The 23,538-nt window shown below is 33.4% G+C and carries 18 protein-coding genes; 8 read left to right on the top strand and 10 right to left on the bottom strand.

What is annotated here, in order from left to right; genetic code table 11:
- The first annotated feature begins 122 nt into the window (after positions 1-122).
- From AC8GF4_RS04975 to AC8GF4_RS04965, 3 genes are all read left to right on the top strand, one after another.
- Positions 123-1,820 (top strand): M23 family metallopeptidase, encoded by a 1,698-nt coding sequence (locus AC8GF4_RS04975; RefSeq protein WP_506593113.1) that lies wholly within the window; start codon positions 123-125, stop codon positions 1,818-1,820.
- Positions 1,821-1,831: 11 nt separating this feature from the next.
- Entirely contained in the window at positions 1,832-4,297 is a 2,466-nt protein-coding gene (locus AC8GF4_RS04970; RefSeq protein WP_506593112.1) for a TonB-dependent receptor, read from the top strand.
- A 161-nt stretch (positions 4,298-4,458) separates the two neighbouring features.
- On the top strand, positions 4,459-5,181 hold the full coding sequence (locus tag AC8GF4_RS04965) for a hypothetical protein (protein WP_506593110.1): 723 nt from the start codon (positions 4,459-4,461) through the stop codon (positions 5,179-5,181).
- Positions 5,182-5,353: 172 nt separating this feature from the next.
- On the opposite strand, the gene AC8GF4_RS04960 is transcribed toward AC8GF4_RS04965, so the two are convergent.
- The 6 genes from AC8GF4_RS04960 to AC8GF4_RS04935 all read right to left on the bottom strand — a co-directional run bounded on the left by AC8GF4_RS04960 (position 5,354) and on the right by AC8GF4_RS04935 (position 12,154).
- Positions 5,354-6,055 (bottom strand): hypothetical protein, encoded by a 702-nt coding sequence (locus tag AC8GF4_RS04960; protein WP_506593109.1) that lies wholly within the window; start codon positions 6,053-6,055, stop codon positions 5,354-5,356.
- 91 nt (positions 6,056-6,146) lie between these two features.
- The gene (locus AC8GF4_RS04955) at positions 6,147-7,973 is read right to left on the bottom strand and encodes an ABC transporter ATP-binding protein (protein ID WP_506593108.1); all 1,827 of its coding nucleotides are present in this window, start codon (positions 7,971-7,973) and stop codon (positions 6,147-6,149) included.
- Between the two features lie 80 nt (positions 7,974-8,053).
- Positions 8,054-8,488 carry a DUF1016 N-terminal domain-containing protein gene (locus AC8GF4_RS04950; protein WP_506593107.1) on the bottom strand — a complete coding sequence of 145 codons (435 nt, stop codon included), beginning with the start codon at positions 8,486-8,488 and terminating at the stop codon, positions 8,054-8,056.
- Positions 8,489-8,496: 8 nt separating this feature from the next.
- Positions 8,497-10,224, bottom strand: a complete 1,728-nt coding sequence (locus AC8GF4_RS04945) for a phospho-sugar mutase (RefSeq protein ID WP_506593106.1) — start codon at positions 10,222-10,224, stop codon at positions 8,497-8,499.
- A 427-nt stretch (positions 10,225-10,651) separates the two neighbouring features.
- A complete protein-coding gene (locus AC8GF4_RS04940; RefSeq protein WP_506593105.1) occupies positions 10,652-11,608 on the bottom strand; it encodes a glycosyltransferase family 2 protein in 957 nt (318 codons plus the stop codon).
- A gap of 3 nt (positions 11,609-11,611) precedes the next feature.
- Positions 11,612-12,154: a DUF4199 domain-containing protein gene (locus AC8GF4_RS04935; protein ID WP_506593104.1), complete on the bottom strand. Its 543-nt coding sequence runs from the start codon at positions 12,152-12,154 to the stop codon at positions 11,612-11,614.
- A gap of 236 nt (positions 12,155-12,390) precedes the next feature.
- Here AC8GF4_RS04935 and AC8GF4_RS04930 point away from each other — a divergent pair, with 236 nt between their 5' ends.
- From AC8GF4_RS04930 to AC8GF4_RS04920, 3 genes are all read left to right on the top strand, one after another.
- Positions 12,391-12,642 (top strand): type B 50S ribosomal protein L31, encoded by a 252-nt coding sequence (locus tag AC8GF4_RS04930; RefSeq protein WP_116764541.1) that lies wholly within the window; start codon positions 12,391-12,393, stop codon positions 12,640-12,642.
- A gap of 356 nt (positions 12,643-12,998) precedes the next feature.
- Positions 12,999-14,174 carry a GlmU family protein gene (locus AC8GF4_RS04925; RefSeq protein ID WP_506593101.1) on the top strand — a complete coding sequence of 392 codons (1,176 nt, stop codon included), beginning with the start codon at positions 12,999-13,001 and terminating at the stop codon, positions 14,172-14,174.
- A gap of 176 nt (positions 14,175-14,350) precedes the next feature.
- Entirely contained in the window at positions 14,351-15,985 is a 1,635-nt protein-coding gene (locus AC8GF4_RS04920; RefSeq protein ID WP_506593100.1) for an ABC-F family ATP-binding cassette domain-containing protein, read from the top strand.
- Between the two features lie 56 nt (positions 15,986-16,041).
- Here the strand turns inward: AC8GF4_RS04920 and AC8GF4_RS04915 are convergent, their stop codons facing one another.
- The 4 genes from AC8GF4_RS04915 to AC8GF4_RS04900 all read right to left on the bottom strand — a co-directional run bounded on the left by AC8GF4_RS04915 (position 16,042) and on the right by AC8GF4_RS04900 (position 20,502).
- A complete protein-coding gene (locus AC8GF4_RS04915) occupies positions 16,042-17,136 on the bottom strand; it encodes an ABC transporter permease (protein WP_506593099.1) in 1,095 nt (364 codons plus the stop codon).
- A gap of 68 nt (positions 17,137-17,204) precedes the next feature.
- Positions 17,205-18,158, bottom strand: coding sequence for an HlyD family secretion protein (locus AC8GF4_RS04910; RefSeq protein WP_506593097.1), 954 nt, complete (start codon positions 18,156-18,158; stop codon positions 17,205-17,207).
- Between the two features lie 9 nt (positions 18,159-18,167).
- The gene (locus tag AC8GF4_RS04905; protein ID WP_506593095.1) at positions 18,168-19,547 is read right to left on the bottom strand and encodes a TolC family protein; all 1,380 of its coding nucleotides are present in this window, start codon (positions 19,545-19,547) and stop codon (positions 18,168-18,170) included.
- A 124-nt stretch (positions 19,548-19,671) separates the two neighbouring features.
- The gene (locus AC8GF4_RS04900) at positions 19,672-20,502 is read right to left on the bottom strand and encodes a DUF5692 family protein (protein ID WP_506593094.1); all 831 of its coding nucleotides are present in this window, start codon (positions 20,500-20,502) and stop codon (positions 19,672-19,674) included.
- A gap of 521 nt (positions 20,503-21,023) precedes the next feature.
- Here AC8GF4_RS04900 and AC8GF4_RS04895 point away from each other — a divergent pair.
- Together AC8GF4_RS04895 and AC8GF4_RS04890 are read left to right on the top strand one after the other, a co-directional pair.
- The gene (locus AC8GF4_RS04895; RefSeq protein WP_506593093.1) at positions 21,024-22,112 is read left to right on the top strand and encodes a calcium:cation antiporter; all 1,089 of its coding nucleotides are present in this window, start codon (positions 21,024-21,026) and stop codon (positions 22,110-22,112) included.
- Positions 22,113-22,195: 83 nt separating this feature from the next.
- Positions 22,196-23,533, top strand: coding sequence for an amidohydrolase (locus AC8GF4_RS04890; protein ID WP_506593092.1), 1,338 nt, complete (start codon positions 22,196-22,198; stop codon positions 23,531-23,533).
- Positions 23,534-23,538 lie beyond the last annotated feature (5 nt).

The raw sequence follows: 23,538 nt of genomic DNA, 5'->3' as shown, positions 1-23,538 counted from the left end.
ATATTTTATCGCTTTTTTTACATTAAAATAATCAAATATTTAAAAATCAGTTTCTTGTAATTCGCTTTTGTTTTGTCTTGTGGGTTTTAGTTGCTTTTTTTACCTTAGCAAAAATGTATTATATGAAATTTTCTTTTTTTCTATTCTTAATCTGTAGCTCTCTTTATGCACAAGTAGATTATCCGAAAAACGATTTTTGCCCGCCGCTTGATATTCCGATGCAATTATCTGGAAATTTTGGAGAGCTGAGACCCAATCATTTTCATGCAGGTTTTGATATGAAAACCCTTCAAAAAGAAGGTTTGAATGTCTATGCTGTTGCAGATGGATATGTGTCAAGAATAAAAATCTCCACTTTTGGTAACGGAAAAACCATTTATATTGATCACCCAAATGGATATACTTCGGTTTATGGGCATTTGCAAAAAACATCAGATTCTATAGAAGCATATGTAAAAAAGACACATTATAAGGAACAATCATTTGAAATTGAAATGTATTTTAAACCAAATCAAATGCCTGTTAAACAAGGACAACTCATTGCTGTTTCTGGCAATACAGGTGCTTCTGAAGGACCACATTTGCATTTTGAATTTAGAGATACAAAAACGGAGAAAATCATTAACCCTTTATTTTTTGGTTTTGATGCTTTTTTGAAAGATAGTAAAAAACCAATAGTATCCAATTTGTATGTTTATCCTTTGGATTTAAAAACCACTGTTAATCATTCTCAACGTCCTATTCCGATTAATTTGTCTTTACAAAAAGATGGTTCTTACTTAGCCGATAAGGTAGTTTCAAATGGTAAAATAGGTTTTGGAATCATAACTTTTGATTACGATGATATTTCATTTAATAAAAATGGTGTTTTTAATGTGGAATTATCTTGTAATGGAAAATCGATTTTTGGTTATCAATTTAATACTTATTCTTTTGATGAAATGAGGTATATAAATGCATTTATAGATTATCCTCATTATAAGAAAACAACACAAAGAGTTCAAAAATTATTTATGACTGCGCCTTATAAATTAAGTATAATTAAAACTGACGATACAAAAGGCGTAATTGCAGTAACACCAAATTTAACTTCCATTTGTCGATTGGAGGTTTCAGATTTTTATGAAAATAAAACAGTTATTGTAATTCCTGTTCAATATGATTCCCTTTCTACTAATATAGAAAAAGAAGCAGTTGTCTCCAATTATTTTGTAAAAGCTTCGAAAGACTGTCTTTTTGAAAAAGCGAATTCCACTGTATTTTTCCCCGCAGGTACTTTTTATGACGACTTCAATTTAAATTTTGATGTTCAAAAAGGTCTAGTAACTATTCATGATGATACTGTACCTGTTCATTCTAGTTTTGCAATTTCGATACAAAATGATAGTTATAAAGAAGATCAAAAAGATAAAGTCTTTATCGGACGGGTTCAAGGTGAAAAAATAAGTTACAATTCTACTTCTCGTAAAGAGTCTGTTTATGAAACTAAAGTCAAGACTTTGGGGCAATATGAATTAGTATTGGATACTGTTTCTCCTGTAATTTCAATTGAAAAATCTATTGAAGGAAAAGATTTAACCAATTATAAAACGATCCAAGTTAGTATTAAGGACAGTTTGTCGGGTATAAAATCGTATAATGGATATCTGAACGGAAAATGGATATTAATGGAATATGACAATAAAACAAGGCTTTTGACTCATTACTTTAGTGATGGAATTGTTGCAAACGGGAACAATGAATTAAAAGTGGTTGTAGTAGATAATGTAGGGAATTCTTCTATCTTTGAAACTCATTTTCAAAGAAGTCAAAAACAATAAAAATATATCATTTGAAGATCTTAAGAATTCTAAAGTTTTTCGTTTTTTTTGGGTTGGGGTTTGCCTCTAATGCTCAAACAGCTTATATAAAAGGAATTGTTTTGGATCAAAACAATAATCCAGTAGAAAACGTAAACATTAGTTGTTTGAATAAAAGTACTCAGACTAATGAGAGTGGTTTTTATCAAATTTCAATACCTGCCAATCAAAAAGTAATTGTAGAGTTTACCCATGTCTCGCTAAAAAAGACTTCATTAAAAATCATATTAAAATCTAAAGAGATTTATGTTTTTAATATGAATATGAATGATAAAGAAGAGCAGATGGGGGAGGTTATTGTCAATACTAAAAACAAAAAAGCCGTTCAAGGCATTCTTACTTTTGATGCCAAAGACATTCGATTTATTCCTGGAGCCAATGCGGGTATCGAGAATGTATTGAAAACACTGCCGGGTGTTAATTCAAATAATGAACTAAGTACTCAATATTCTGTACGCGGAGGAAATTACGATGAAAATTTAGTTTATGTAAATGATGTCGAAGTATATCGTCCTTTTTTAATTCGTTCTGGTCAACAAGAGGGACTGAGTTTTGTTAATACAGATTTGGTTCAGAATATTGATTTTTCGGCTGGAGGTTTTCAAGCAAAATATGGTGATAAAATGTCATCTGTCTTGGATATTACCTATAGAAATCCTACGCAGTTTGGAGCTACACTCGAAATGAGTTTTCTTGGTGGAAGCCTTGCTATTGATGGCGTTTCTAAAGATAAAAAATGGTCAGCCATTACAGGAATACGGTATAGAAATAATAGTCTTTTGGTCAATAGCCAAGAAACCCAAACCAATTACACACCGACTTTTGCCGATGTTCAGACAAATATTATGTATCAAGCATCTGCAAAATGGCAATGGAGTTTTCTTGGTAATATTTCTCAGAACAAGTATTTGTACCAACCTCTTACGCGCCAGACCAATTTTGGTACTGTAGATGCTCCAATGACTCTTGCTGTTTATTATGAAGGAAAGGAAAAAGACAAATACGATACTTATTTTGGTGCTTTAAAAACGACCTATCAAGTAAGTGATACTTTTACATTGAAATTTATTGGATCTTTATTTCACACCATAGAACAAGAATATTTTGATATTTTCGCACAGTATAGATTGGGAGAGGTCGATGCCAATATCGGGTCTGATACGTATGGAGATGTTGCTTTTTCAAGAGGGATTGGTTCACAGCTCAATCACGCACGAAACGATTTGGATGCTTTAATTGCCAATTTAGAGATCAAAGGATTGAAAAATTGGAAACAAAATCAAATTGAATGGGGAGTAAAATACACCAAAGAATCCATTCGGGATCGAATTTCTGAATGGGAGGTAATTGACTCAGCAGGATTTTCAATAAGACCACCAAAGATTTTGCCTAAAAATGATGAGCCTTATCAGCCTTACACGGGACTTTTGATTCCGTACCAGTATGTAAGTGCTACTAATTTTACCAATATTGATCGATTTTCGGCCTATGTTCAATGGCAAAGAAAAGACAATTTGGGGTCGAATGAAATATGGTACAATCTTGGCGCACGAATGCAAAGCTGGGAAGTTGCGGGGGATAATTTGGTGAGTAAACGTCAAACCGTTTTTAGTCCAAGAGGGCAATTTGCAATCAAACCAGATTGGGAGAAAGAGATGCTGTTCCGCTTAACTGTTGGAGTATACAATCAACCTCCTTTTTATAGAGAGTTGCGGGATTATGATGGAGTGGTCCAAACCGATACCAAAGCTCAAAAATCAATAAATATTGTTTTGGGGAACGATTATAGTTTTAAAATGTGGCAACGCCCTTTTAAATTGGTTACCGAAGCCTATTATAAAAAAATGACAGCCGTCAATCCTTATACTCTTGATAATGTCAGAATACGATATGCAGCTAATAATAATGCTGTAGCGTATGCACAAGGATTGGATTTAAGGCTGAATGGTGAATTTGTTCCAGGAACTGATTCTTGGTTTAGTATAGGGTATCTTAAAACCGAAGAGAATATTGATAACAAAGGATATATTGCCAGACCAACTGATCAACGATTAAAGTTTGGACTTTTGTTTCAAGATTATATGCCTAAGATACCAAGTATGAAATTGTATCTTAATTTGGTTTATAATACGGGATTGCCAGGAGGATCACCTTCCTACGCTGATCCGTATTTATATCAAAATAGATTGAATGATTACCGCCGGGTAGATATTGGGTTTTCTAAAGTTTTTATTGATCAAAAAGTGGGAATGTCCAATAAGAAATTTTTAAAAAAGCTAAAGGAATTATCTCTTGGTTTTGAAATTTTTAATCTCTTTAACAATCAAAATGCCATTACCAATACTTGGGTTCGAGATGTATACACCAAAACAGAATATGCAATTCCCAATTATATGACCACACGTGTTTTTAATTTGAAGTTAAGTGCGAGGTTATAATGAGTATTTTAGATTTTAGATTTTAGATTTTTTTGAATTTGCCATTGCTATTGAATTTGCCATTGCCATTGAATTTGGCATTTAATAAATCTGTGGTATATTTCCCTTTCCATTTTTAAAAATGATTACATTTGAGTTTATTTTTTAATATTAAAATTATTATGAGAACATCACATTTTGTCTATATAGGAATTTCGCTTTTACTTTTAATAAGCTGTAAAGAAGAAACAGAAAAGCCGAAAGTGATTTATGATGCTTCTAAAAACAGCAGAGAATTAACCAAAGCCGATTCGACTCAAATAAAAATAGCCGATTTGCCAATTCAAATGCAAGGAACCGATTATTTGATTCATCCAGTTGGTGATTTGAGTGTTTATGAAAAAGGATCCAAAAACAAATATGGTTCTTCGAGTGTAAATGATTTAAGTTTTACGATATCAAACGAATCCGAGTATGAGATTACCGGTTATTTACAAAATCTAAAATTCCAAAAAATAGGCTCAGATTCTATAAAAGCACTTACAGATAAGCCAGTATTGATTCAAACTGCTACTTACTTGAAAACAGTTTCCGATAAAATCAATAAGCAAATTATGGTTTATACCATGTGTGATATGGATTCTAATAGAGATGGAAAACTGGATACTAGCGATATTAAAGCCTTATATCTTAGTAAAATAAGTGGTGACAAGTTCACGAAAATATCTGCCAATTTTCAAGAGTTAATTGATTGGGATTTAATTGAGTCTCAAAATCGTTTGTATTTTAGAACGGTTGAAGACACCAACAAAAATGGAAAATTTGACTCTAAAGATGTAGTGCATTACAATTACATCGATTTGGAAAATAAAGATTGGAAAGTAGAAACTTACAACCCGATTTAAAAAATTATAGGATTAGAAGTAAATGAGGCTATACTAATAGAGAAACAGATTATACCGATTTTCTCAGACTTTTTAAAATATTTTTTTTCAATTTTAATCTGTGAAAATTTGTGAAATCTGTGTCAAAAAAAAAATATGTCTTATACCATTAATTAAAGAAAATCATTAAATCCTAAATCAAAATATCACTTTCCAAGTCTGATTTTTCGATTTCAAAATCAAATCCCAATTGTGTAACCAATTGAATCACTAAGTTTTTGTACCAATTCTCGGATTTGGGATGGATGTAAATTTTTTCTATCAATTGACTAATGTCTACATTTATTTTTAAACCATCATTTAATTTGATAGGATTTTCAGAAACATCGGTAATGATGCGCACTTCACGTTCGTATTGAAAACTTTTTCGTTTGAACAAGAAAGGGAAAAACATATCATCAAACGGAATGTATTCTTTTTTGTAGTCGATATAATTAACTTCTCCAATATATTGTTTGTAATTTTTCTCAGGAATTAAAGCGTCTTGAAGTCTTTTTACCGTAGATTGAATAGCTAATCCTTCACTGTTTTGGGTAAAAATTTGCCACATAGCAAACGATTCGTATTCATTGATGTGCCAACTGCTAATGGCTACTTTTTCCCGATGTGTTTTGTAATAATTTAAAAAGTCGGGATTGTTTATCGAAAGTTTTTTGATTTCCTCAAATGTGGGTTCGCTAAAGGTGCCTTCGTATTGGTCTTCAAATTTATCAGACCGAGACATGAATAATTTTTTCGAAAGCAATAAATCCAAAAACTTCGACAAGTCCAAGTATTTCCAAACAACGGTGTCTGGATCTTGCGGAAGTTTTATGTTGGGATTGTTTAGGTACATTTTAAGGGATATGAGTTTAAAGTTTAGAAAGGTTAGTAGTCTAGTTTTTATTAAACTTTTAAACTATCCTAAACTTTTAAACTAATTTAAGCTATTCAAACGACTGCATCGTCACCAATTTGTTATAAGTGCCATTCATTGCAATAAGTTCTTCATGTTTTCCTTGTTCTACGATTTTTCCTTTTTGCATTACAACAATCAAATCTGCTTTTTGAATGGTCGAAAGTCGATGCGCAATTACAATAGAAGTTCGGTTTTGCATCATGTTTTCTAGTGCTACTTGAACAAATTTTTCGCTTTCGGTATCCAAAGCAGATGTGGCTTCGTCCAAAATCATAATTGGAGGATTTTTCAAAACAGCACGAGCAATCGATAATCGTTGTTTTTGACCTCCAGAAAGCTTGTTTCCGCTGTCTCCGATGTTTGTGTAAATCCCTAGAGGCAGGTCTTTTACAAATTCGTAGGCATTGGCTATTTTTAAAGCTTCGATGATTTCCTCATCAGTTGCATCAAGTTTTCCTAATGAAATATTGGATTTAATAGTATCATTAAACAAAATACTGTCTTGTGTTACCAATCCCATCAATCCACGAAGCGATTGCAAATTCAAATCTTTTATGGCAATACCATCAATAGCAATAGTTCCTTCGTTCACATCATAGAAACGAGTCAGCAAATTGGCAATAGTACTTTTTCCACTTCCAGATTGTCCAACAAGTGCAACGGTTTGTCCTTTTTTTACAGTAAGTGAAAAATCTTTTAAAACATTTTCATCTTCATATTTAAAGTTGATGTTTTGAATTGCAATTTCAGAATCAAATGTAGATTTTTCTATAGCATCGACTTTACTAGTTATTGGGTTTTCTTGATCCAATATTTCTAATACACGCTCTGCTGCTGCATTTCCTCTTTTGATGGCATAAGATGCTTTAGAAATTGATTTAGCAGGAGTTAGTATATTATACGCCAATCCCATATATGCAATAAATGAGGCACCATTCAATGTTTTTTCTATCAAAACCATGTGTCCGCCATACCATAGTAAAATTGCAATTACCATAATCCCCATGAACTCACTAACTGGAGAAGCTAGGTTTTGGCGATTGCCGATACTGTTTGATAAAAGAAAAAAACGATGTGTCGATTCCCGAAAAACACGGTTGAAATAGTTTTCAGAATTATAACCTTTTACAACTTTAAGTCCACCCAAAGTTTCTTCAATGGTGGATAAAAATATACCTTGTTCTTCTTGCGCTTTTGTTGATTTCTTTTTCAGTTGTTTTCCAATAAGGGAAATAACATAACCCGAAACAGGAATGAATATAAAAACAAACAAAGTCAATTGTACGCTGATAGTGACCATCGTAATTAAGGTAAACACAATTGTCAAAGGTTCTTTTACAATTAACTCGAGTATGGATAAGAAACTACTTTGGACTTCATTGACATCTCCCGAAATTCTGGAAATCACATCTCCTTTTCTTTTTTCAGAATAGAAGGCCAAAGGTAAGTCAATCGTTTTTTTGTACATGGCATTTCGCATGTCCCGCAATACTCCATTACGTAAAAAAGTGATGAAAAACATGGCTAGATAATCACTTAAATTTTTCAGTAAAAAGATTGAAATGATGATCACCACCATTATTGACAAAGTACGTCCAACACCAAAGGTATCAGTAGTATGGGTAATGTAATAACTTAAATAATCTTCGCCATATTTTTTAATCTCCCAAATGCCTTTGTAAACCGGCATAGTCGTATTTCTTTTGGTTTGATCAAATAAAACCTGCATCATAGGTATCAAAGAAACAAAAGAAAGTGTACTAAAAAGAGCGTATAGAACATTGAAAAATATGTTCAAATAAGCATATTTTTTATACGGAATGACAAAAGGAAATATTCTTTTAAAATTGTTCATTTAATTTCTGGTATTGTTTTCTGCTATAGCTATGGCTTTTTCCAATTTTTCTAGCAATAATTTTTTTTCGGGTAATTGAGTTAGATTCGTTCTTGCAAAGTTCTTACACTCCATCTTTCGTGAACAGTCATTTGAATGTAGAACTCTCTTTTTATCTGGTTTTCAATGTAAATTAGAGTTCTAATATGCGACCAAATCAATTGTGCACACACTGTGTACGCAATTGTAATGTCTTGAATTACAGTGTTTAACTTTATAAAACTATGAAGGTTTCTTTTGTTAAATCCACTGCCATATCTATTCGAAAGTTCGAAACTTAAATTCAATATAAGTTTCTTGCCATAATCTGCTCTATCGTTTTTCAAAACATCATCATTGATGCTTTTACCAATATTCCAATACAATAAAGTCAGTTCTTGATTAACTGTTTTTGCAACAAAATGACGTGTTTGATCAATTAAACCGATTATCGAATTTAATAGTTCAGGAGTGTCATTTGTGTCAAGTTTATCCATTCCTTAGATTAGCTCAATTGCATGGCAGTAATTATGTTTTTAATTTTTTCGTCTAATACTTTTTCGACTTTATCAAAATTAGTAACGCTATCTAGTTCGGTTTTTACACTGATGTAAAATTTAATTTTTGGTTCTGTGCCGCTTGGTCTAGCACATATTTTAGAACCGTCTTCTGTGTAATAAATCAAAACGTCTGATTTAGGAATATTCATCGTCTCTTCTTCATCTGTAAACAGATTTTTAGCTATCGATGATTTGTAATCTTCCAGCATAACTACTCTCTCTCCATTGATTTCTTTCAAAGGATTTTCGCGTAGATCAACCATCATTTGATTGATTTGGGTTAATCCTTCCATCCCTTTTTTGGTAATAGAAACCAAATATTCTTTGTAGAAACCAAAATCTACATAATATTGTAGCAAAGTATTGTATACAGAACTTCCTTTGGCTTTGGCTTGAGCAGCTATTTCGCAAACTAATAAAGTAGCAGCAACGGCATCTTTATCTCGAACAGCGTCACCAACCATAAAACCAAAACTTTCTTCTCCACCGCCAATAAACTCTAGTTCCGGAAAGTCTTTAATCATTTTGGCAATCCATTTAAAGCCTGTTAATCCAACTTTGCATTCTACATCATAAGCCGAAGCTAGTTCCATGATCATTGGAGTAGAAACAATCGTAGAGCCCACAAATTGCTTTCCGTTAATTTTCCCTGCTTTTTTCCATTGTTCCAAGAGGAAAGCGGTCATCAAAATCATCGTTTGATTTCCATTCAACAAAATCATTTTGCCTTCGTTATTTCGAACAGCAACTCCCAAACGGTCGCAATCTGGGTCGGTACCCACAACAATATCGGCATTCAATTTGTCAGCCAGTGCCAATGCCATTGTCAATGCTTCTGGCTCTTCTGGATTCGGTGATTTTACGGTTGGAAAATTTCCGTCAGGCTTAGCTTGTTCTGGAACGATATTTACATTCGTATAGCCCGCTTTTTCCAAAGTTGCAGGTACAGCCGTAATCGAAGTCCCATGCAAAGAAGTAAACACAATATTCAAGTTGTCTTTGGCTTCCTGTGGCGTGTTGAAACTGGCATTTTCTACTGACGATTTTACAAAAGCTTCGTCAATTTCAGTGTCTATATATTGTATCAAATTTTCATTTGCCGAAAATTTGATTTCGTTATAATTTAAACTTTCAATAACATCAATAATCGCAGCATCTTCGGGAGGAACAATTTGTCCGCCATCTTCCCAGTAGACTTTATATCCATTATATTCTGGTGGATTGTGAGATGCCGTAAGTACAATTCCACATTGACAACCTAAATATTTAAGGGCAAAAGACAATTCTGGAGTAGGTCTCAAGTCCGAAAATAAATACACCTGAATTCCATTTGCAGAGAAAACATCGGCAACCACTTTGGCCAAAGATTGACTGTTATGACGGCAATCAAAGGCAATTACAACCTTCAAAGCCTGTCCTGGAAAAACAGTATGTAAATAATTAGAAAGGCCTTGAGTGTTTTTTCCAAGAGTGTATTTGTTAATGCGGTTGTTTCCAACTCCCATTACACCACGCATACCGCCAGTTCCAAACTCCAAATTCTTATAAAAACTCTCCTCCAGTTCTTTTGGCGAAGTCGTCATTAATTCTTTAACAGCTACTTGTGTTTCATTGTCAAACGTTGGAGTCAACCATTCGTTTACTGCGTCTAAAATGTTTTGTGCTATGTGCATTATATATTTAGTTTAAAGTTGTTAATCTATTTTGTAAAAGCAAGAAATAAATTTTGTCACCCTGAGCGTAGTCGAAGGGAGGAGCTATTTACTTCGTCAGTTCGCTTCGCTCGTGTCCTGCTATCCGTTGCAATCTTTTTCTCTTAAATCTTTTTTTCCAAGAACTGTCAGTCCCGATAGCTATCGGGATCCTCCGGTCGCTCTGCCCGTTCAGGAAAAAATAGATTTATTCAAAAAAGGATTTCCACTACTATCAGGGCTAGACCGTTTAGCTAGAAATTTAGTTTTTATAACCTATTTATTTCAAGTAAATTAGTAAAATTCAAAACTAACTTTTTAATGCTATTCAATCTCTGTAAATCTGTTCAATCCGTGTCATCTGTGTGCTATTTTTAAATTTGTCAGTACACAGTTTTGGGATAAGGTTTTAAAAATTCACTTCGCTAGAAACCTTATACCGCTCCTCATTATTCTTGGTTCTCAAAATAATTTCACCCAGAAATCCTGCCAAAAACAATTGCGTTCCTAGAACCATTGTAGTCAATGCAATATAAAACCAAGGATTGCTTGTGACTAAATTGTATCGCATTCCCATATACATGTGATAAAGCTTTGACACTCCAATATATCCAGCCAATAAAAATCCGATGATAAACATTAAGGAACCAATGGCGCCAAATAAATGCATCGGTCTTTTTCCAAATCGAGAAAGAAACCAAATCGTGATTAAGTCCAAGAAACCATTAATGAAACGTTCCATTCCAAATTTGGTTTCTCCGTATTTTCTCGCTTGGTGTTGTACTATTTTTTCTCCAATTTTTCCAAAACCGGCATTTTTTGCCAAAACTGGAATGTATCGGTGCATTTCGCCAGATACTTCAATATTTTTTACTACAACATTTTTATAAGCTTTCAGTCCGCAGTTAAAATCGTTCAATTCCACTCCAGATGTTTTTCTGGCCGCCCAATTGAATAGTTTGGATGGAAGATTCTTGGCTACTACAGAGTCGTAACGTTTCTTTTTCCAACCCGAAACCAAATCAAATTTTTCAGTAGTAATCATTTCGTACAATCCCGGTATCTCGTCAGGGCTATCTTGTAGGTCTGCATCCATCGTGATAATCACATCTCCTTTTGCCTTAGCAAAACCAGCATGCAAAGCTTGTGATTTTCCAAAGTTTTTCATGAATCGAATCCCTTTTACATTCGGATTCTCAGTCGCAAAACTTTCTATGATATTCCAAGATTCATCTGTACTTCCGTCATCCAGAAAAATGATTTCGTAACTGTAATTGTTCGATTTCATAATCGAAACAATCCAAGTGTACAATTCTTGTAGTGATTCCTCTTCGTTAAGAAGTGGTATGAGTATTGATAAATTCATTAATTATAAGCTTTGTGGTTTTTCGTTTTTGACTATGGCACCAACAATCAAGGAGTAAATTAGACCAAAAAAAGAATACATGGCCAATGTTACTGGTAAAACAATTAAAGGATTCATGAATTTTTTCACCATCGAAAGTCCCATTTCAATTTCTTCACTTGTCATTTCTGGGTTTTTTGCAAGCATACCCTCTTTAGTAATAGCTATCATTTCATTTATGAATTCAGGAAATATATAATTGAAAATGACATTGAAAACACCATATATAAATGCAGCAATAAATAGTATAGAAATTCCTGTTTTTAAACTCTCGGAAAGCGAAATAAATCCGTTGTTAATGTTTTTCTTGTAATTTGTGCAGCCTATATATATAAATAGGAGGGGTAAAATTAAGTAATTAGCAATGTTTACAATTGTTCCTGCACTAGTATTGATTAATGATTTCATCCCAATTATATACATAATTACGAATTCTAATACCATTATAACACCGAATAACACACCATACAAAACACCAGATTTTGCTGGTGATACATTATTTTCCATAGAGACTTTTTTTATTAATTTACAAATATAGCAATTCCCAATATAATGGCGTGTAAAAAATGATTTTTACCACTATATAAAAAAAGTGGCACAAAGGTTTGTATATTGAAAAATAAGTGTAAATTTGCAAACTCAAAATAATATTGTAAAACAAAAAGTTATAGCGCGTTTATACCTTTTCTGTTAGAAGAAAAGCTTCAAGACAAGTTATAATTAACAAATAAAAAAGATTCAAGATGAAAAAAGGTGTACACCCAGAAAATTACAGATTAGTTGCTTTTAAAGACATGTCAAACGAAGATGTTTTTATTACTAAATCTACTGCAGATACAAAAGAAACAATCACTGTTGATGGTGTTGAATATCCAGTTGTAAAAATGGAGATTTCTAGAACGTCTCACCCTTTTTACACAGGTAAATCTAAACTTATCGATACTGCAGGACGTATTGATAAATTCAAAACTAAATACGCTAAACACGTTAAATAATTTTAACTTGTTTTCAAATACATTAAAGCCTCGCAATTTGCGGGGCTTTTTTTATGGAGTTTTGTCTCGTATTTTGTATTTAGGAATCTAAGGCAAATGCAAAGTCTTTAACCACAGATTCGCAGATTTTAATATAAAATTTATCATGGATTAATTACTTTCAGTGTAATTAGCACGATTCAATTTTCATATATGACTAAATCTAACTTTTTATAAATTTAATCTGCGAATCCGCGGTCCTTTTTAAAGCCAATGTTTTGTCTTAGTTAGGAATACTATGCTTGATAAACATTTAAAAATAATTGTAACTTTGCAGTGATAACCAAATCACATTTTAACACTTTACAATTTAATTTATGAATTACATACTTTTTGACGGTCCCGCTCGAAATGCCTTGTTGCCCTTTACTTTTACTCGTCCTGTTGCCGATATTTTGGTTGGTATTATGACGATTCGTCAAAAATGGGAAATGCGTTTGGGGTCTACAACGACAACGCTAACCGAGGAATATTTGTCAGAGAAATTTCCGATGGTGGAATTGGAAGAAAATGTAATGATCAATGCCTCTTTTCTTCCCAATGATGTCTTGGCAGAAATGGTTCAAAACTTAGAGCCAAATCAAGCGATTTTCAAAGGAGATGAGGTAATTGCTTTTTATACTCAAGAAGACCAAGAATCTGTAGATTTTGAAACTTATGACATTTTAGAATACGATGAAGATTGCATTACAATAGAGCATACTTGGGATATTTTCTCCAAAAATGATCAAGCTATCCGTGAAGATTTCGAGTTTTTGACAGAAGATAGAAAATCACAACCCATTCCAAAAAGTGTAAATGTTATTGCGCCCGAGAATGTTTTTATAGAAGAAGGAGCGAAATTGGAGTTTGTAACCTTGAATGCTTCTGCCGGACCCATATATATTGGCAAAGATTCTGAAGTGATGGAAGGATCTATCATTCGTGGGCCATTTGCTTTATGCGAAAATGCTCAAGTAAAAATGGGTGCCAAAGTCTATGGAGCTACAACGGTAGGACCTTATTCTAGAATTGGTGGTGAGGTAAAAAATGCTGTTCTTTTTGCGTATTCCAATAAAGGACATGACGGATTTCTTGGAGATTCTGTATTAGGAGAATGGTGTAACATAGGAGCGGATAGTAATAACTCCAATTTAAAAAATAATTACGAAGAAGTAAAATTGTGGGATTACGAAACCGAAAGTTTTGCCAAAACAGGTCTTCAGTTTTGCGGATTGATGATGGGAGACCACAGTAAATGTGGTATCAATACCATGTTCAATACAGGAACAGTGGTAGGAGTAAGTACCAATATTTTTGGAAGCGGTTTTCCTCGCAACTTTGTACCGAGTTTTTCATGGGGTGGAGCGTCAGGATTTACTACTTATATTACCAAAAAAGCTTTTGAAACGGCTAGATTGGTAATGAGCCGCAGAAATGTTGATTTTGACGAAAAAGAAGCTGCAATCTTGGAACATATCTTTGAGGAATCAAAAAAATGGAGAAAGGAATAATTTTTTAAGTGGATTACTATAATATCAAGCAAAACCATCATTGTAAAATTTGATGGTTTTTTTTGTTTAAACTTAACTTGTTCGCTAATTGTCTAATTCTTTATTTAATCTATCTTTGCATTTTTAAAATTTATTGAGGATTGATACTTCTAACCTCTAACTTCTAACTTTTTATAATGATTACAATAAACGATATTTCTGTTAATTTTGGTGGAACAACCCTTTTTAGTGATGTTTCTTTTGCTATAAATGAAAATGATAAAATTGCCCTTATGGGTAAAAATGGTGCAGGTAAATCTACACTGTTAAAGATTATTGCAGGACAAAGCAAACCTTCTACTGGAAATGTATCAGCACCGAAAGATGCTGTTGTGGCTTATTTACCGCAGCATTTATTGACTACAGACGGTGCCACCGTAATGGAGGAAACTTCAAAAGCGTTTGGCGAAATTTTTAGTATGAAGGCCGAAATCGACGAAATCAATGAACAATTGACCATTCGTACCGATTATGAAAGTGATGGGTATATGAAATTAATCGAAAGAGTTTCGGACTTAAGCGAGAAGTTTTATGCGATTGAAGAAGTAAATTATGAAGCTGAAGTAGAGAAAATTTTAATTGGTTTAGGTTTTGAAAGAGAAGATTTTGCACGTCAGACTTCTGAATTTTCTGGAGGTTGGAGAATGCGAATCGAATTGGCCAAAATCCTTTTGCAAAAGCCAGATTTGATTTTGCTGGATGAGCCTACCAATCACATGGATATCGAAAGTATTCAATGGTTGGAAGATTTCTTAATCAATTCAGCCAAAGCCGTTGTTGTGATTTCGCACGATAGGGCTTTTGTGGATAATATAACCAATCGTACCATTGAAGTAACAATGGGGCGTATTTATGATTATAAAGCTAAATATTCTCATTATTTAGAGTTGAGAAAGGATCGTCGTATGCACCAACAAAAAGCCTATGATGAGCAACAACGTATGATTGCTGATAATAGAACTTTTATTGACCGTTTTAAAGGGACATTCTCAAAAACTGATGCTGTTCAGTCTCGAGTAAAAATGTTGGAGAAACTAGTTATAGTTCAAGTGGATGAAGTAGATACTTCGGCATTAAAATTGAAATTTCCTCCAGCGGTTCGTTCGGGGCAATATCCAGTAATTGTCAAAGATTTGTCGAAGTCTTATGGAGATCATGTGGTTTTCAAAGATGCCAATATTGTAATTGAAAGAGGTCAAAAAGTGGCTTTTGTGGGTAAAAATGGGGAAGGAAAATCGACGATGATCAAAGCCATTATGAAACAAATTGAAATTGATGGAGGAAGTTTAGAGGTTGGTCACAATGCTCAAATTGGTTATTTTGCTCAAAATCAAGCGGCATTATTGGATGAAAATGCTACAATTTTTGAAACTATTGATGACATTGCAGTAGGGGATGTAAGAACTAAAATCAAAGATATTTTAGGGGCTTTCATGTTTCACGGTGATGATGTAACCAAAAAAGTAAAAGTGCTTTCGGGTGGTGAAAAAACCCGTTTGGCAATGATTAAATTGTTGCTTGAACCAGTCAATTTCTTGATTCTTGATGAACCTTCCAATCACTTGGACATGAAAACCAAAGATATTATCAAAGACGCTTTACGTGATTTTGACGGGACTTTAATTCTAGTTTCTCACGATCGTGATTTCCTTGACGGATTGGCAACCAAGGTTTTTGAATTTGGAAACAAACGAGTGGTAGAACATTTTGAAGATATAACTGGTTTCTTGGCGCACAAGAAAATGGACAGTATGAAAGAGATTGAAAAATAGATTTTTTTTTAAAGAAAAACAAAAGGCAAGAGTTTAATTTCTCTTGCCTTTATTGTTTATAGTTCAGTTTTCAGAACAGATTTTTTCTTGAAATACAAAGCTATGTATGCAGAGACGGCACAAACACTTCCTATAATAATCATACTTTGGATAGGAGCACTTGTTTGTGAAAGCGTGCCATTTTCAATGATTAATATTCTAAAAGCTTTCAAAAAATGTGTCAACGGAATTACATTGGCTATGCCTTGTACCCAATTGGGCATTTGACTTAATGGCCAGCTGAACCCGCTTAAAATGAAACTAGGTGTCGCGATAACCATTAAAATTTCAGTAGCTTTGAGTTGATTTGGAATTAAGATACTCACTAATATTCCGATGAAAGATACTGATAGAACAAATACCCCCGCCACAAAGGTGAGCTGTAGTAAATTTTCGAAAAAAGAAATCCTGAAATAAAAGGTAAAGAACCAATAGAGCAACCAAACGCCAAAACTCATAATCAAGTAAGGAATGATTTTTATACTCATCATTTTAAGTATGGATGGGGATTTGTCTACTAAAATTTTAAAAGTCCCATTCTCAAATTCAGAGGCAAAAGACAAGGCTAATGCTAATAACATAACTTGTTGCAAAACGGCTGCTAAAACACCAGGCCATAAGTAATATAAGTAATTACTGCTTCGGTTATTTTTTTTGACAAAAGTGGTTTTAAAAGGCTCATATTCTGAAGCTAATAATTTTTCGGGTATGCCTTGTTTGCGTAAGGTCTCCATTTGAACCCCTACTTTTAAGGTGCCTAAACAGACTTGTATAGCATTAGACGAAAAATTAGCAGTTAAAATATTGGCGGTATTAACAATAGTAATGATTTCGGGATACCGTTTGGTGAGTACCATTTTCTGAAAATCTTTTGGAATAATTACAATGCAATTGGCTTCATTGTCTATCGCAATTTTTGCGAGGTCATTTTTGTCGAATAACAATGCTTTAATTGTTATAACTTCATCATCATTAAACATTTCAATGGCTTTTGCACTCATTTCAGATTGATCCATATCTACTACGACAATAGGTAAATCTGTTACTTTTCCTTTGCTGTACACGTATCCTAACAAAACGGCATACAATAGAGGTGCTCCTATAAATAGCATTCGTAAGATTTTATTTTGCCAAAATAATTGAAATTCTCTTTTTAAGAGGGAAAAGAAATTTTGCATAATTATAATGATAAAGTTACAGTTGTTTTTGTAATTAAATCTTTCGATTGACTGATGTCCATTGGGGTAATCCGCACTTCGAATAAACTTTCTTGTAATTCATAATCGGGATATGCAGTTGCAATATTTCCGTACGCTCCTAATTGTTTTATTGTTGTGATTTTACCTTTTATTTTTTTATCAGAATTTGGAATACCAACACTAATTTCTTGTCCTTTTTTGAAACCAGAAAGCTGACTCTCTTGAACTGTAAATCGAAAGTAGGTACTGTTACTTATGAAACCGTTAAATAAGGTGTAACCTGGTAAAGCCAACTCTCCCAAATTAAGGGTGATGGTTTCAATACTCATATCTTGTGGAGCTATAACATAACGTTCTTTGTTGGCAGATTCTACTTCCTGCAAAGCGCCGTAAGCTCTGTCTTGTTGCCCCAAAGCCATGGTTTGCTGTTCAATTCGCGCTCCTTTTCTAGCTTCATCAATTTCTGCTAAAACTGCATTGTATTGTGCTTGCGCGCCTTGGTATTTGGCAAAAGTTTCATCAAATGTCTGTTGAGAAACTAAGGAGTCTTTGAGCATGTTGCTTAATCTTTTTATTGATTTTTGAGCAAATTCATATTGTTCTTTCAGTCCCATTTTTTTGGCTTCAAGCTGCTTGATTTGGTTGTCTGTTGCGCCTTTTAGTGCCATAGAATATTGTGCTTTTGCACTAACAACAGCGCCTTCAGCTTGGCTTTTTTTGGCGTCCACTTCTGGAATGTCAAGTATAGCGAGAGTATCGCCCTTTTGAACAAGATCGCCTTCTTTTACTAATATTTTTATTATTTTGCCAGGAATCTTACTGACTATTGCAATTTGTTCATTTTCAACTTTCCCTTGTAAAAGGCTATTGTTTTTTGGCTTGCTACAGCTTAATACAATTGTTGCAAGGAACAGTATGGTGATAGCTCTTTTCATAAATAATGTTTATTTAGATAGTTTTTTAGACAATTCTCCTGTAGTTATAATAGTTTCAATAGCAGCTAATCGCTCTTCTATTAAAGTGTTTAATTTTGTTGTTGATACTTTGAAAGAGTCATTTTCGGCTTCTAATAGTTCAGAAACATTGATAAGTCCTTCTTTGTATTGTTTGGAAGCTAAGTTTAAATTGTTTTTAGCAACTTTTTCTTGCTGGTTAGAGATTTCAATTTTTTTCATCAACACATCATAATTGACCTTATTGTTTTCTAGCAGTAACTGTAGTTTTTGTTTGGTGTCGTCAATTTGATTCTGAACTTTTTCGATATTCAATTTGGCTTCATGTACTTTGTGTTCTCTTTCGAAACCAGAAAAAATTTCCCATTTCAAAGCAGCTCCAACCATAAGTAATGGACTTAATGAAAATTCATTTACCCCTAGGCTTACAGGTTGATTTATAATAGGAACAGTTGATGTAGTTCCTTTTAAATCAAATATACTGGAATACGTAATACCTCCAAAAGCACCAACAGTTGGGAGATAAGTGCCTTTTTCTTTTTTTAACAAATATTCGCTCGCCAGTTTGAATGATTCTAAAGCTTTGATTTCTTGTTTATTGTCGGTGTTGAGGTTAGTGTCAAAAAGAATATAGGGAACAATTTCGTATTGAACTGCATTAATTTCTGCGTTGGAATAACCCGTTAAGTATTCGATTTTTTTGTAGAGCAGGGTTCGTTTTCCGTTTAATTCAATTCTTTTGGACTCTAATTCCAATAATGCCAATTTTATTTTATCCCTGTCATAAGGAATGGCAAGTCCCAGTTCAATTGCTCTAGAAACTCTTTTGGTTTCGGTATTCAGCCTTTTATCGCTGTCATTAATTAGTTTCTCGGTTTCGTTGATTAGTTTTAATTGATCAAAAGTGTTAATAACATCTTTGATTATGGCGTCTTTCTCAGAGTCTTTCAAATAAGCCGTTCCAATGGCTTTTTGTTTTACTGCATTGGCACCATTGGGTATTTGCATACCACTGAATAACACGCTTTTTGCCATAACACTGCCAATGAAAAAATTACCCGAATTATCAAAGGTTCCTTTGTCTTTAAATAAAGGAATATTTCCAACGGTTGTACTTGGGAAATCCAAAGTCAAATTGCTGTCAAAGTAAGAATAGAGTGCGTAGGCTTCTACTGTTGGGATGTACTTATTGCGAATTCCTTTTTCTTGTAGATTTAGTTTTTCTATCTCTATTGTTGAGTTTTTAAGCGAAATGTTTTTGTCGATTGCTTTGTTTATAGCCTCTTCAAGACTTGTAGAAACTACAATTTGAGAATGCAAATTTGTTACAAGTAAACAAAAGGTTGATAGGAAAATAATTTTCTTATTCATTAAAATTGATTTTTTAACTTTATAAACTTTAGAAAATGTACAATGCATAATTTTATAATTTTTAAATAAAAAAGAGAAAAAGAAAACAACTTTTCTCTTTTTTATTTAAAAATTAGTTGCAGTGTTAATTTACATGTACTTCTTGACCAAAGCCAAAGCGTTTGTCTTTAATCATTTTAGAGAAATGTATCCAAGCAAAAGCAGCATTGGCTCCAAAACTAATGATACCTACTATTAACATTAAAGTTTCATTATGCTCTGGCAATATGTATGTATTTGGATTGTCTACGTAGTAGTTGAATGTAAATAGGTACATCATCCATGCGCTCAGGGTTATAGCGCGCGCTTGCAACCAACTTCCTTTTGTAATAAATAAAGCCGGAACGGTGCACGAAAATAAAACGGCGACATTATAGAAGGTATGTTGTGGTACACAAAAATAGATATAGGCAAAATTCCAAATATCATAAGCGATGATCCAAAATACAAGCATGTCTGGCCAAATCATATCTTGCGACTTGTCTTTTGTTACGTTAATACCAACCCATCCAGATATGGTTATAATAGAAAGGATACCGGCAGTTCCGTTAAGATAATGCCAAATGCCACCATTCTCTCCACCAAGTTCAAAATCTCTTAAGACTGCCTCAAGGATGTTTACTCCTAATATCAAAGCGGGTAAAAAAAGTATGTTTTTGTTTGATGCACCATTTTTAGAGTATCGTATATAGGCAAAAATGAGTACACCTGCAATTGCGGAATATACTTTAGCCCAGTGAAACCAAGTGTTAATAGTTGCATCCGGATGATCGCCTGAAGTAGGCCAAACAGTAAAGGTTAAAATTCCAGCAATACCAACAAAAACAATAATTGAAAGCCACTTTGACCTTCTGAAGATTTCGTTTAGAATCAATAGGCCGACAAAAATACCTATAACATGAATAATTTTTTCCATAAAAATTGGGTTTTTTAAGTTGTTAATATTTATAAAGATAAAAACATTTCATATTATAAATTGCAAATAATTGATAATAAATGAGATGCAATGGTTTTTTTAACTATTGTTTAATTAGAGGTTTACTTATTTTTGTTATAATTATTTTTTTAGTAATAGATTATTAAGGATTTATGACAATTGTAAAATCTATACGAATATAGCTTTGTTGTCTATTTTTAGAATACACTCAAAATTGGGAAACATGGACTTCAAACGTGGTATTGACACCTACTGTCAATGGAATTACAAAATTAGGGACACAACTTGTACAACTAGCAATTGGTCCGCTAATTCCTATTGTTGGTCCTTCAAAAACGAGAGCCAATTATGGAATGCGTGCTTCAATTAATTTTATTTTTCCAAAAAAGCATTAATATTTTATCTTAGAAATAAATTTATAAATAGGTTATAATGATTGTTAGTTGACTGTTTTATGTATCTTTAACTATTGAAAATAAATTTTAATATTAAAAATTGACATGGTAAAAGAAATCAAAACACATTTGCCAACTTGGTGTATTATTTCACCAGTTTTAACTTGTATCATTTATTTTGGGTTGCAATTGAATTTTGGGGGTTGGTATCTTATACTGTTAACAATAAGTTTAATATTGTGCATTTTAGCTGCTGTTCATCATGCCGAAGTTATTGCCCTAAGTGTTGGAGAACCTTTGGGAACTTTAGTTTTGGCCATAGCTATAACTACTATCGAAGTGGCATTAATAGTTTCTTTAATGTTAACTGGAGGAAAAGAAACTGATGTTTTGGCGAGAGATACCATATTCGCCACAGAAATGATTATTATTAATGCTATAGTTGGAGGTTGTTTATTAATTGGAGGTATTAAATTCAAAGAGCAAAAATACCGATTAGATGGGGTAAGTGCTACCCTGATAGTTTTAACAGCTATATCGGTCTTAACACTAATATTACCTAATTACACTTCAAGTATTATAGGGCCAACCTATAACTCCAAACAATTAATTTTTGTTGCGATCGTCTCATTGATACTCTACGGAGCCTTTTTGTTAATGCAAACAGTAAAACATAGGGATTATTTTTTGCCAGTGGATAAAGAAGCTAAAAAAGAAATCCATGAAGCTCCGCCTTCCAAAATAGTAAGTGTAATTAGTTTAATATTGTTATTTATAAGTTTAGTAGCAGTTGTGCTTTCGGCTAAAGCATTGTCACCAAGTGTCGAAGCAGGAATTGATTCGGTTGGTGCACCAAAATCAGTGGTCGGGATTATAATAGCAATGGTGGTTTTAATGCCAGAAGGTTTGTCTGCTTTACAAGCCGCTCGAAAAAACCGTTTGCAATCCAGTTTGAATTTAGCATTAGGTTCTGCTTTAGCTAGTATTGGACTTACAATTCCAGCCGTTTCATTTGTTTCTTTGTATTATGGTTTACCTCTTACCTTAGGGATTGATGTTAAATCTACGGTTTTATTTATATTATCACTTTTTATATTATCACTTTCACTAGGGACTGGTAAAACGACCTCTATTCAAGGAGTAGTTTTATTGATTATATTTTCTGTCTATTTATTCACAACAATTATACCTTAGATTATTTTAAATTCTGTTTTTATCTTTATAATTAAATAAGTTGAAGCAATAAAAATAGAGAAATAACTATTATTTATAAAATCATGAAAAATAATAAAATAATTTTTTTGACAATTTATGTATTATTATTAAGTGCAAATACAATAGTTGGTCAATCAAGTTCCACCAATCAAGAATTAAATAAAATAGTAGAAACTGACACTAAACGGCTTGTGGAAATGTTTAAAGACATCCATGCAAATCCGGAACTAGGATTCATGGAGGTCAGAACTGCTGCTATTGTCGTCAAAGAATTAAAAACGTTAGGTTTTGAGGTTAAAACTGGAATTGGAAAAACAGGTGTAGTTGGTATTTTAAAAAATGGAACGGGACCAATTGTAATGTACCGCGCCGATATGGATTGTAATTCCGTTCAAGAAACTACAGGAATCGCATACGCGAACAATAAGCTAGTGAAAAATAGGTTAGGTGAAGATGTACCAGCAATGCACGCCTGCGGACATGATGCACATACAACATGGATGTTGGGAATTGCGAAAGCTATGGTTGCCTTAAAAAAAGACTGGAGTGGAACCTTAATAATGGTAGGGCAACCCGCCGAAGAATTGGGTGAAGGAGCAGAAGCTATGATTAATGACAAAATGTATGAGAAAGGAGTTCCTATACCTGATTATTTATTTGGAATGCATACCGCACCATTTCCTGTTGGAATTATTTCAAATGGAAGTGGACGAAGAATGGCAGGAATGGATGTTCTTGATGTTGAATTTCATGGGATTGGCGGACATGGATCTTCTCCACATGTAGCAAAAGATCCAATTTTGATGGGAGCGGCAGCTGTGATTGAATACCAAACTATAATAAGTCGTGCCATCGATCCACAAAATGCTGTAGTCATAACAGTTGGTTCATTTCAGTCAGGAATAGATAACAATGTAATTCCTGGATCAGCGCTACTAAAACTTAATTTACGTTGGTTTGATGAAAAAGACAGAAATACGATCTTAAATGGGATACGACGCATAAATGAAAGTATTGCCTTTGCGTATGATCTCCCAAAGGAGTTATATCCAACGCTAACCATGAAAGGGATGGCATATCCATTGGTAAACAATCAAGTAATGGTGGATAAAGTAAATAAAGCTTTAGAAACAGTTATTGCCCCAGACAAAAACATCAAAAATATTCCTGCAGTTATGGGTTCGGAAGATTTTCATCATTTGGTAATACACAATCCAAAACCAGTCTATGACTATATGTTGGTTGGTATTGCCAATAAAGAAGCGTCAGAAAAGGATACTAAAGAAGGTAAGATGTTTCCGTTTTTTAATCACAATAGTAATTTTGAAGTAGATTTGAGTGCAATTCCATTGGGTGTGACTCTGGGTACAACTGCTTTATTGGAAATTTTCAAAAAGTAGAAGAC

Origin of the sequence: Flavobacterium rarum (SeqCode), from assembly GCF_965234445.1 — a bacterium.
Taxonomy (GTDB): Bacteria; Bacteroidota; Bacteroidia; order Flavobacteriales; family Flavobacteriaceae; genus Flavobacterium; species Flavobacterium rarum.
Note: the sequence above shows the minus strand (reverse complement) of the source record. Positions and strands in the feature narration are given on the sequence as shown.

Coding starts and splice junctions, on each gene's coding strand:
- AC8GF4_RS04935 (WP_506593104.1), bottom strand. CDS start 12,154: ATGGAAAATAATGTATCACCAGCAAAATCTGGTGTTTTGTATGGTGTG.
- AC8GF4_RS04945 (WP_506593106.1), bottom strand. CDS start 10,224: ATGCACATAGCACAAAACATTTTAGACGCAGTAAACGAATGGTTGACT.
- AC8GF4_RS04960 (WP_506593109.1), bottom strand. CDS start 6,055: ATGTACCTAAACAATCCCAACATAAAACTTCCGCAAGATCCAGACACC.
- AC8GF4_RS04905 (WP_506593095.1), bottom strand. CDS start 19,547: ATGAATAAGAAAATTATTTTCCTATCAACCTTTTGTTTACTTGTAACA.
- AC8GF4_RS04890 (WP_506593092.1), top strand. CDS start 22,196: ATGAAAAATAATAAAATAATTTTTTTGACAATTTATGTATTATTATTA.
- AC8GF4_RS04915 (WP_506593099.1), bottom strand. CDS start 17,136: ATGCTATTTATAGGAGCACCTCTATTGTATGCCGTTTTGTTAGGATAC.
- AC8GF4_RS04940 (WP_506593105.1), bottom strand. CDS start 11,608: ATGAATTTATCAATACTCATACCACTTCTTAACGAAGAGGAATCACTA.
- AC8GF4_RS04900 (WP_506593094.1), bottom strand. CDS start 20,502: ATGGAAAAAATTATTCATGTTATAGGTATTTTTGTCGGCCTATTGATT.
- AC8GF4_RS04930 (WP_116764541.1), top strand. CDS start 12,391: ATGAAAAAAGGTGTACACCCAGAAAATTACAGATTAGTTGCTTTTAAA.
- AC8GF4_RS04925 (WP_506593101.1), top strand. CDS start 12,999: ATGAATTACATACTTTTTGACGGTCCCGCTCGAAATGCCTTGTTGCCC.
- AC8GF4_RS04920 (WP_506593100.1), top strand. CDS start 14,351: ATGATTACAATAAACGATATTTCTGTTAATTTTGGTGGAACAACCCTT.
- AC8GF4_RS04950 (WP_506593107.1), bottom strand. CDS start 8,488: ATGGATAAACTTGACACAAATGACACTCCTGAACTATTAAATTCGATA.
- AC8GF4_RS04965 (WP_506593110.1), top strand. CDS start 4,459: ATGAGAACATCACATTTTGTCTATATAGGAATTTCGCTTTTACTTTTA.
- AC8GF4_RS04975 (WP_506593113.1), top strand. CDS start 123: ATGAAATTTTCTTTTTTTCTATTCTTAATCTGTAGCTCTCTTTATGCA.
- AC8GF4_RS04895 (WP_506593093.1), top strand. CDS start 21,024: ATGGTAAAAGAAATCAAAACACATTTGCCAACTTGGTGTATTATTTCA.
- AC8GF4_RS04955 (WP_506593108.1), bottom strand. CDS start 7,973: ATGAACAATTTTAAAAGAATATTTCCTTTTGTCATTCCGTATAAAAAA.
- AC8GF4_RS04910 (WP_506593097.1), bottom strand. CDS start 18,158: ATGAAAAGAGCTATCACCATACTGTTCCTTGCAACAATTGTATTAAGC.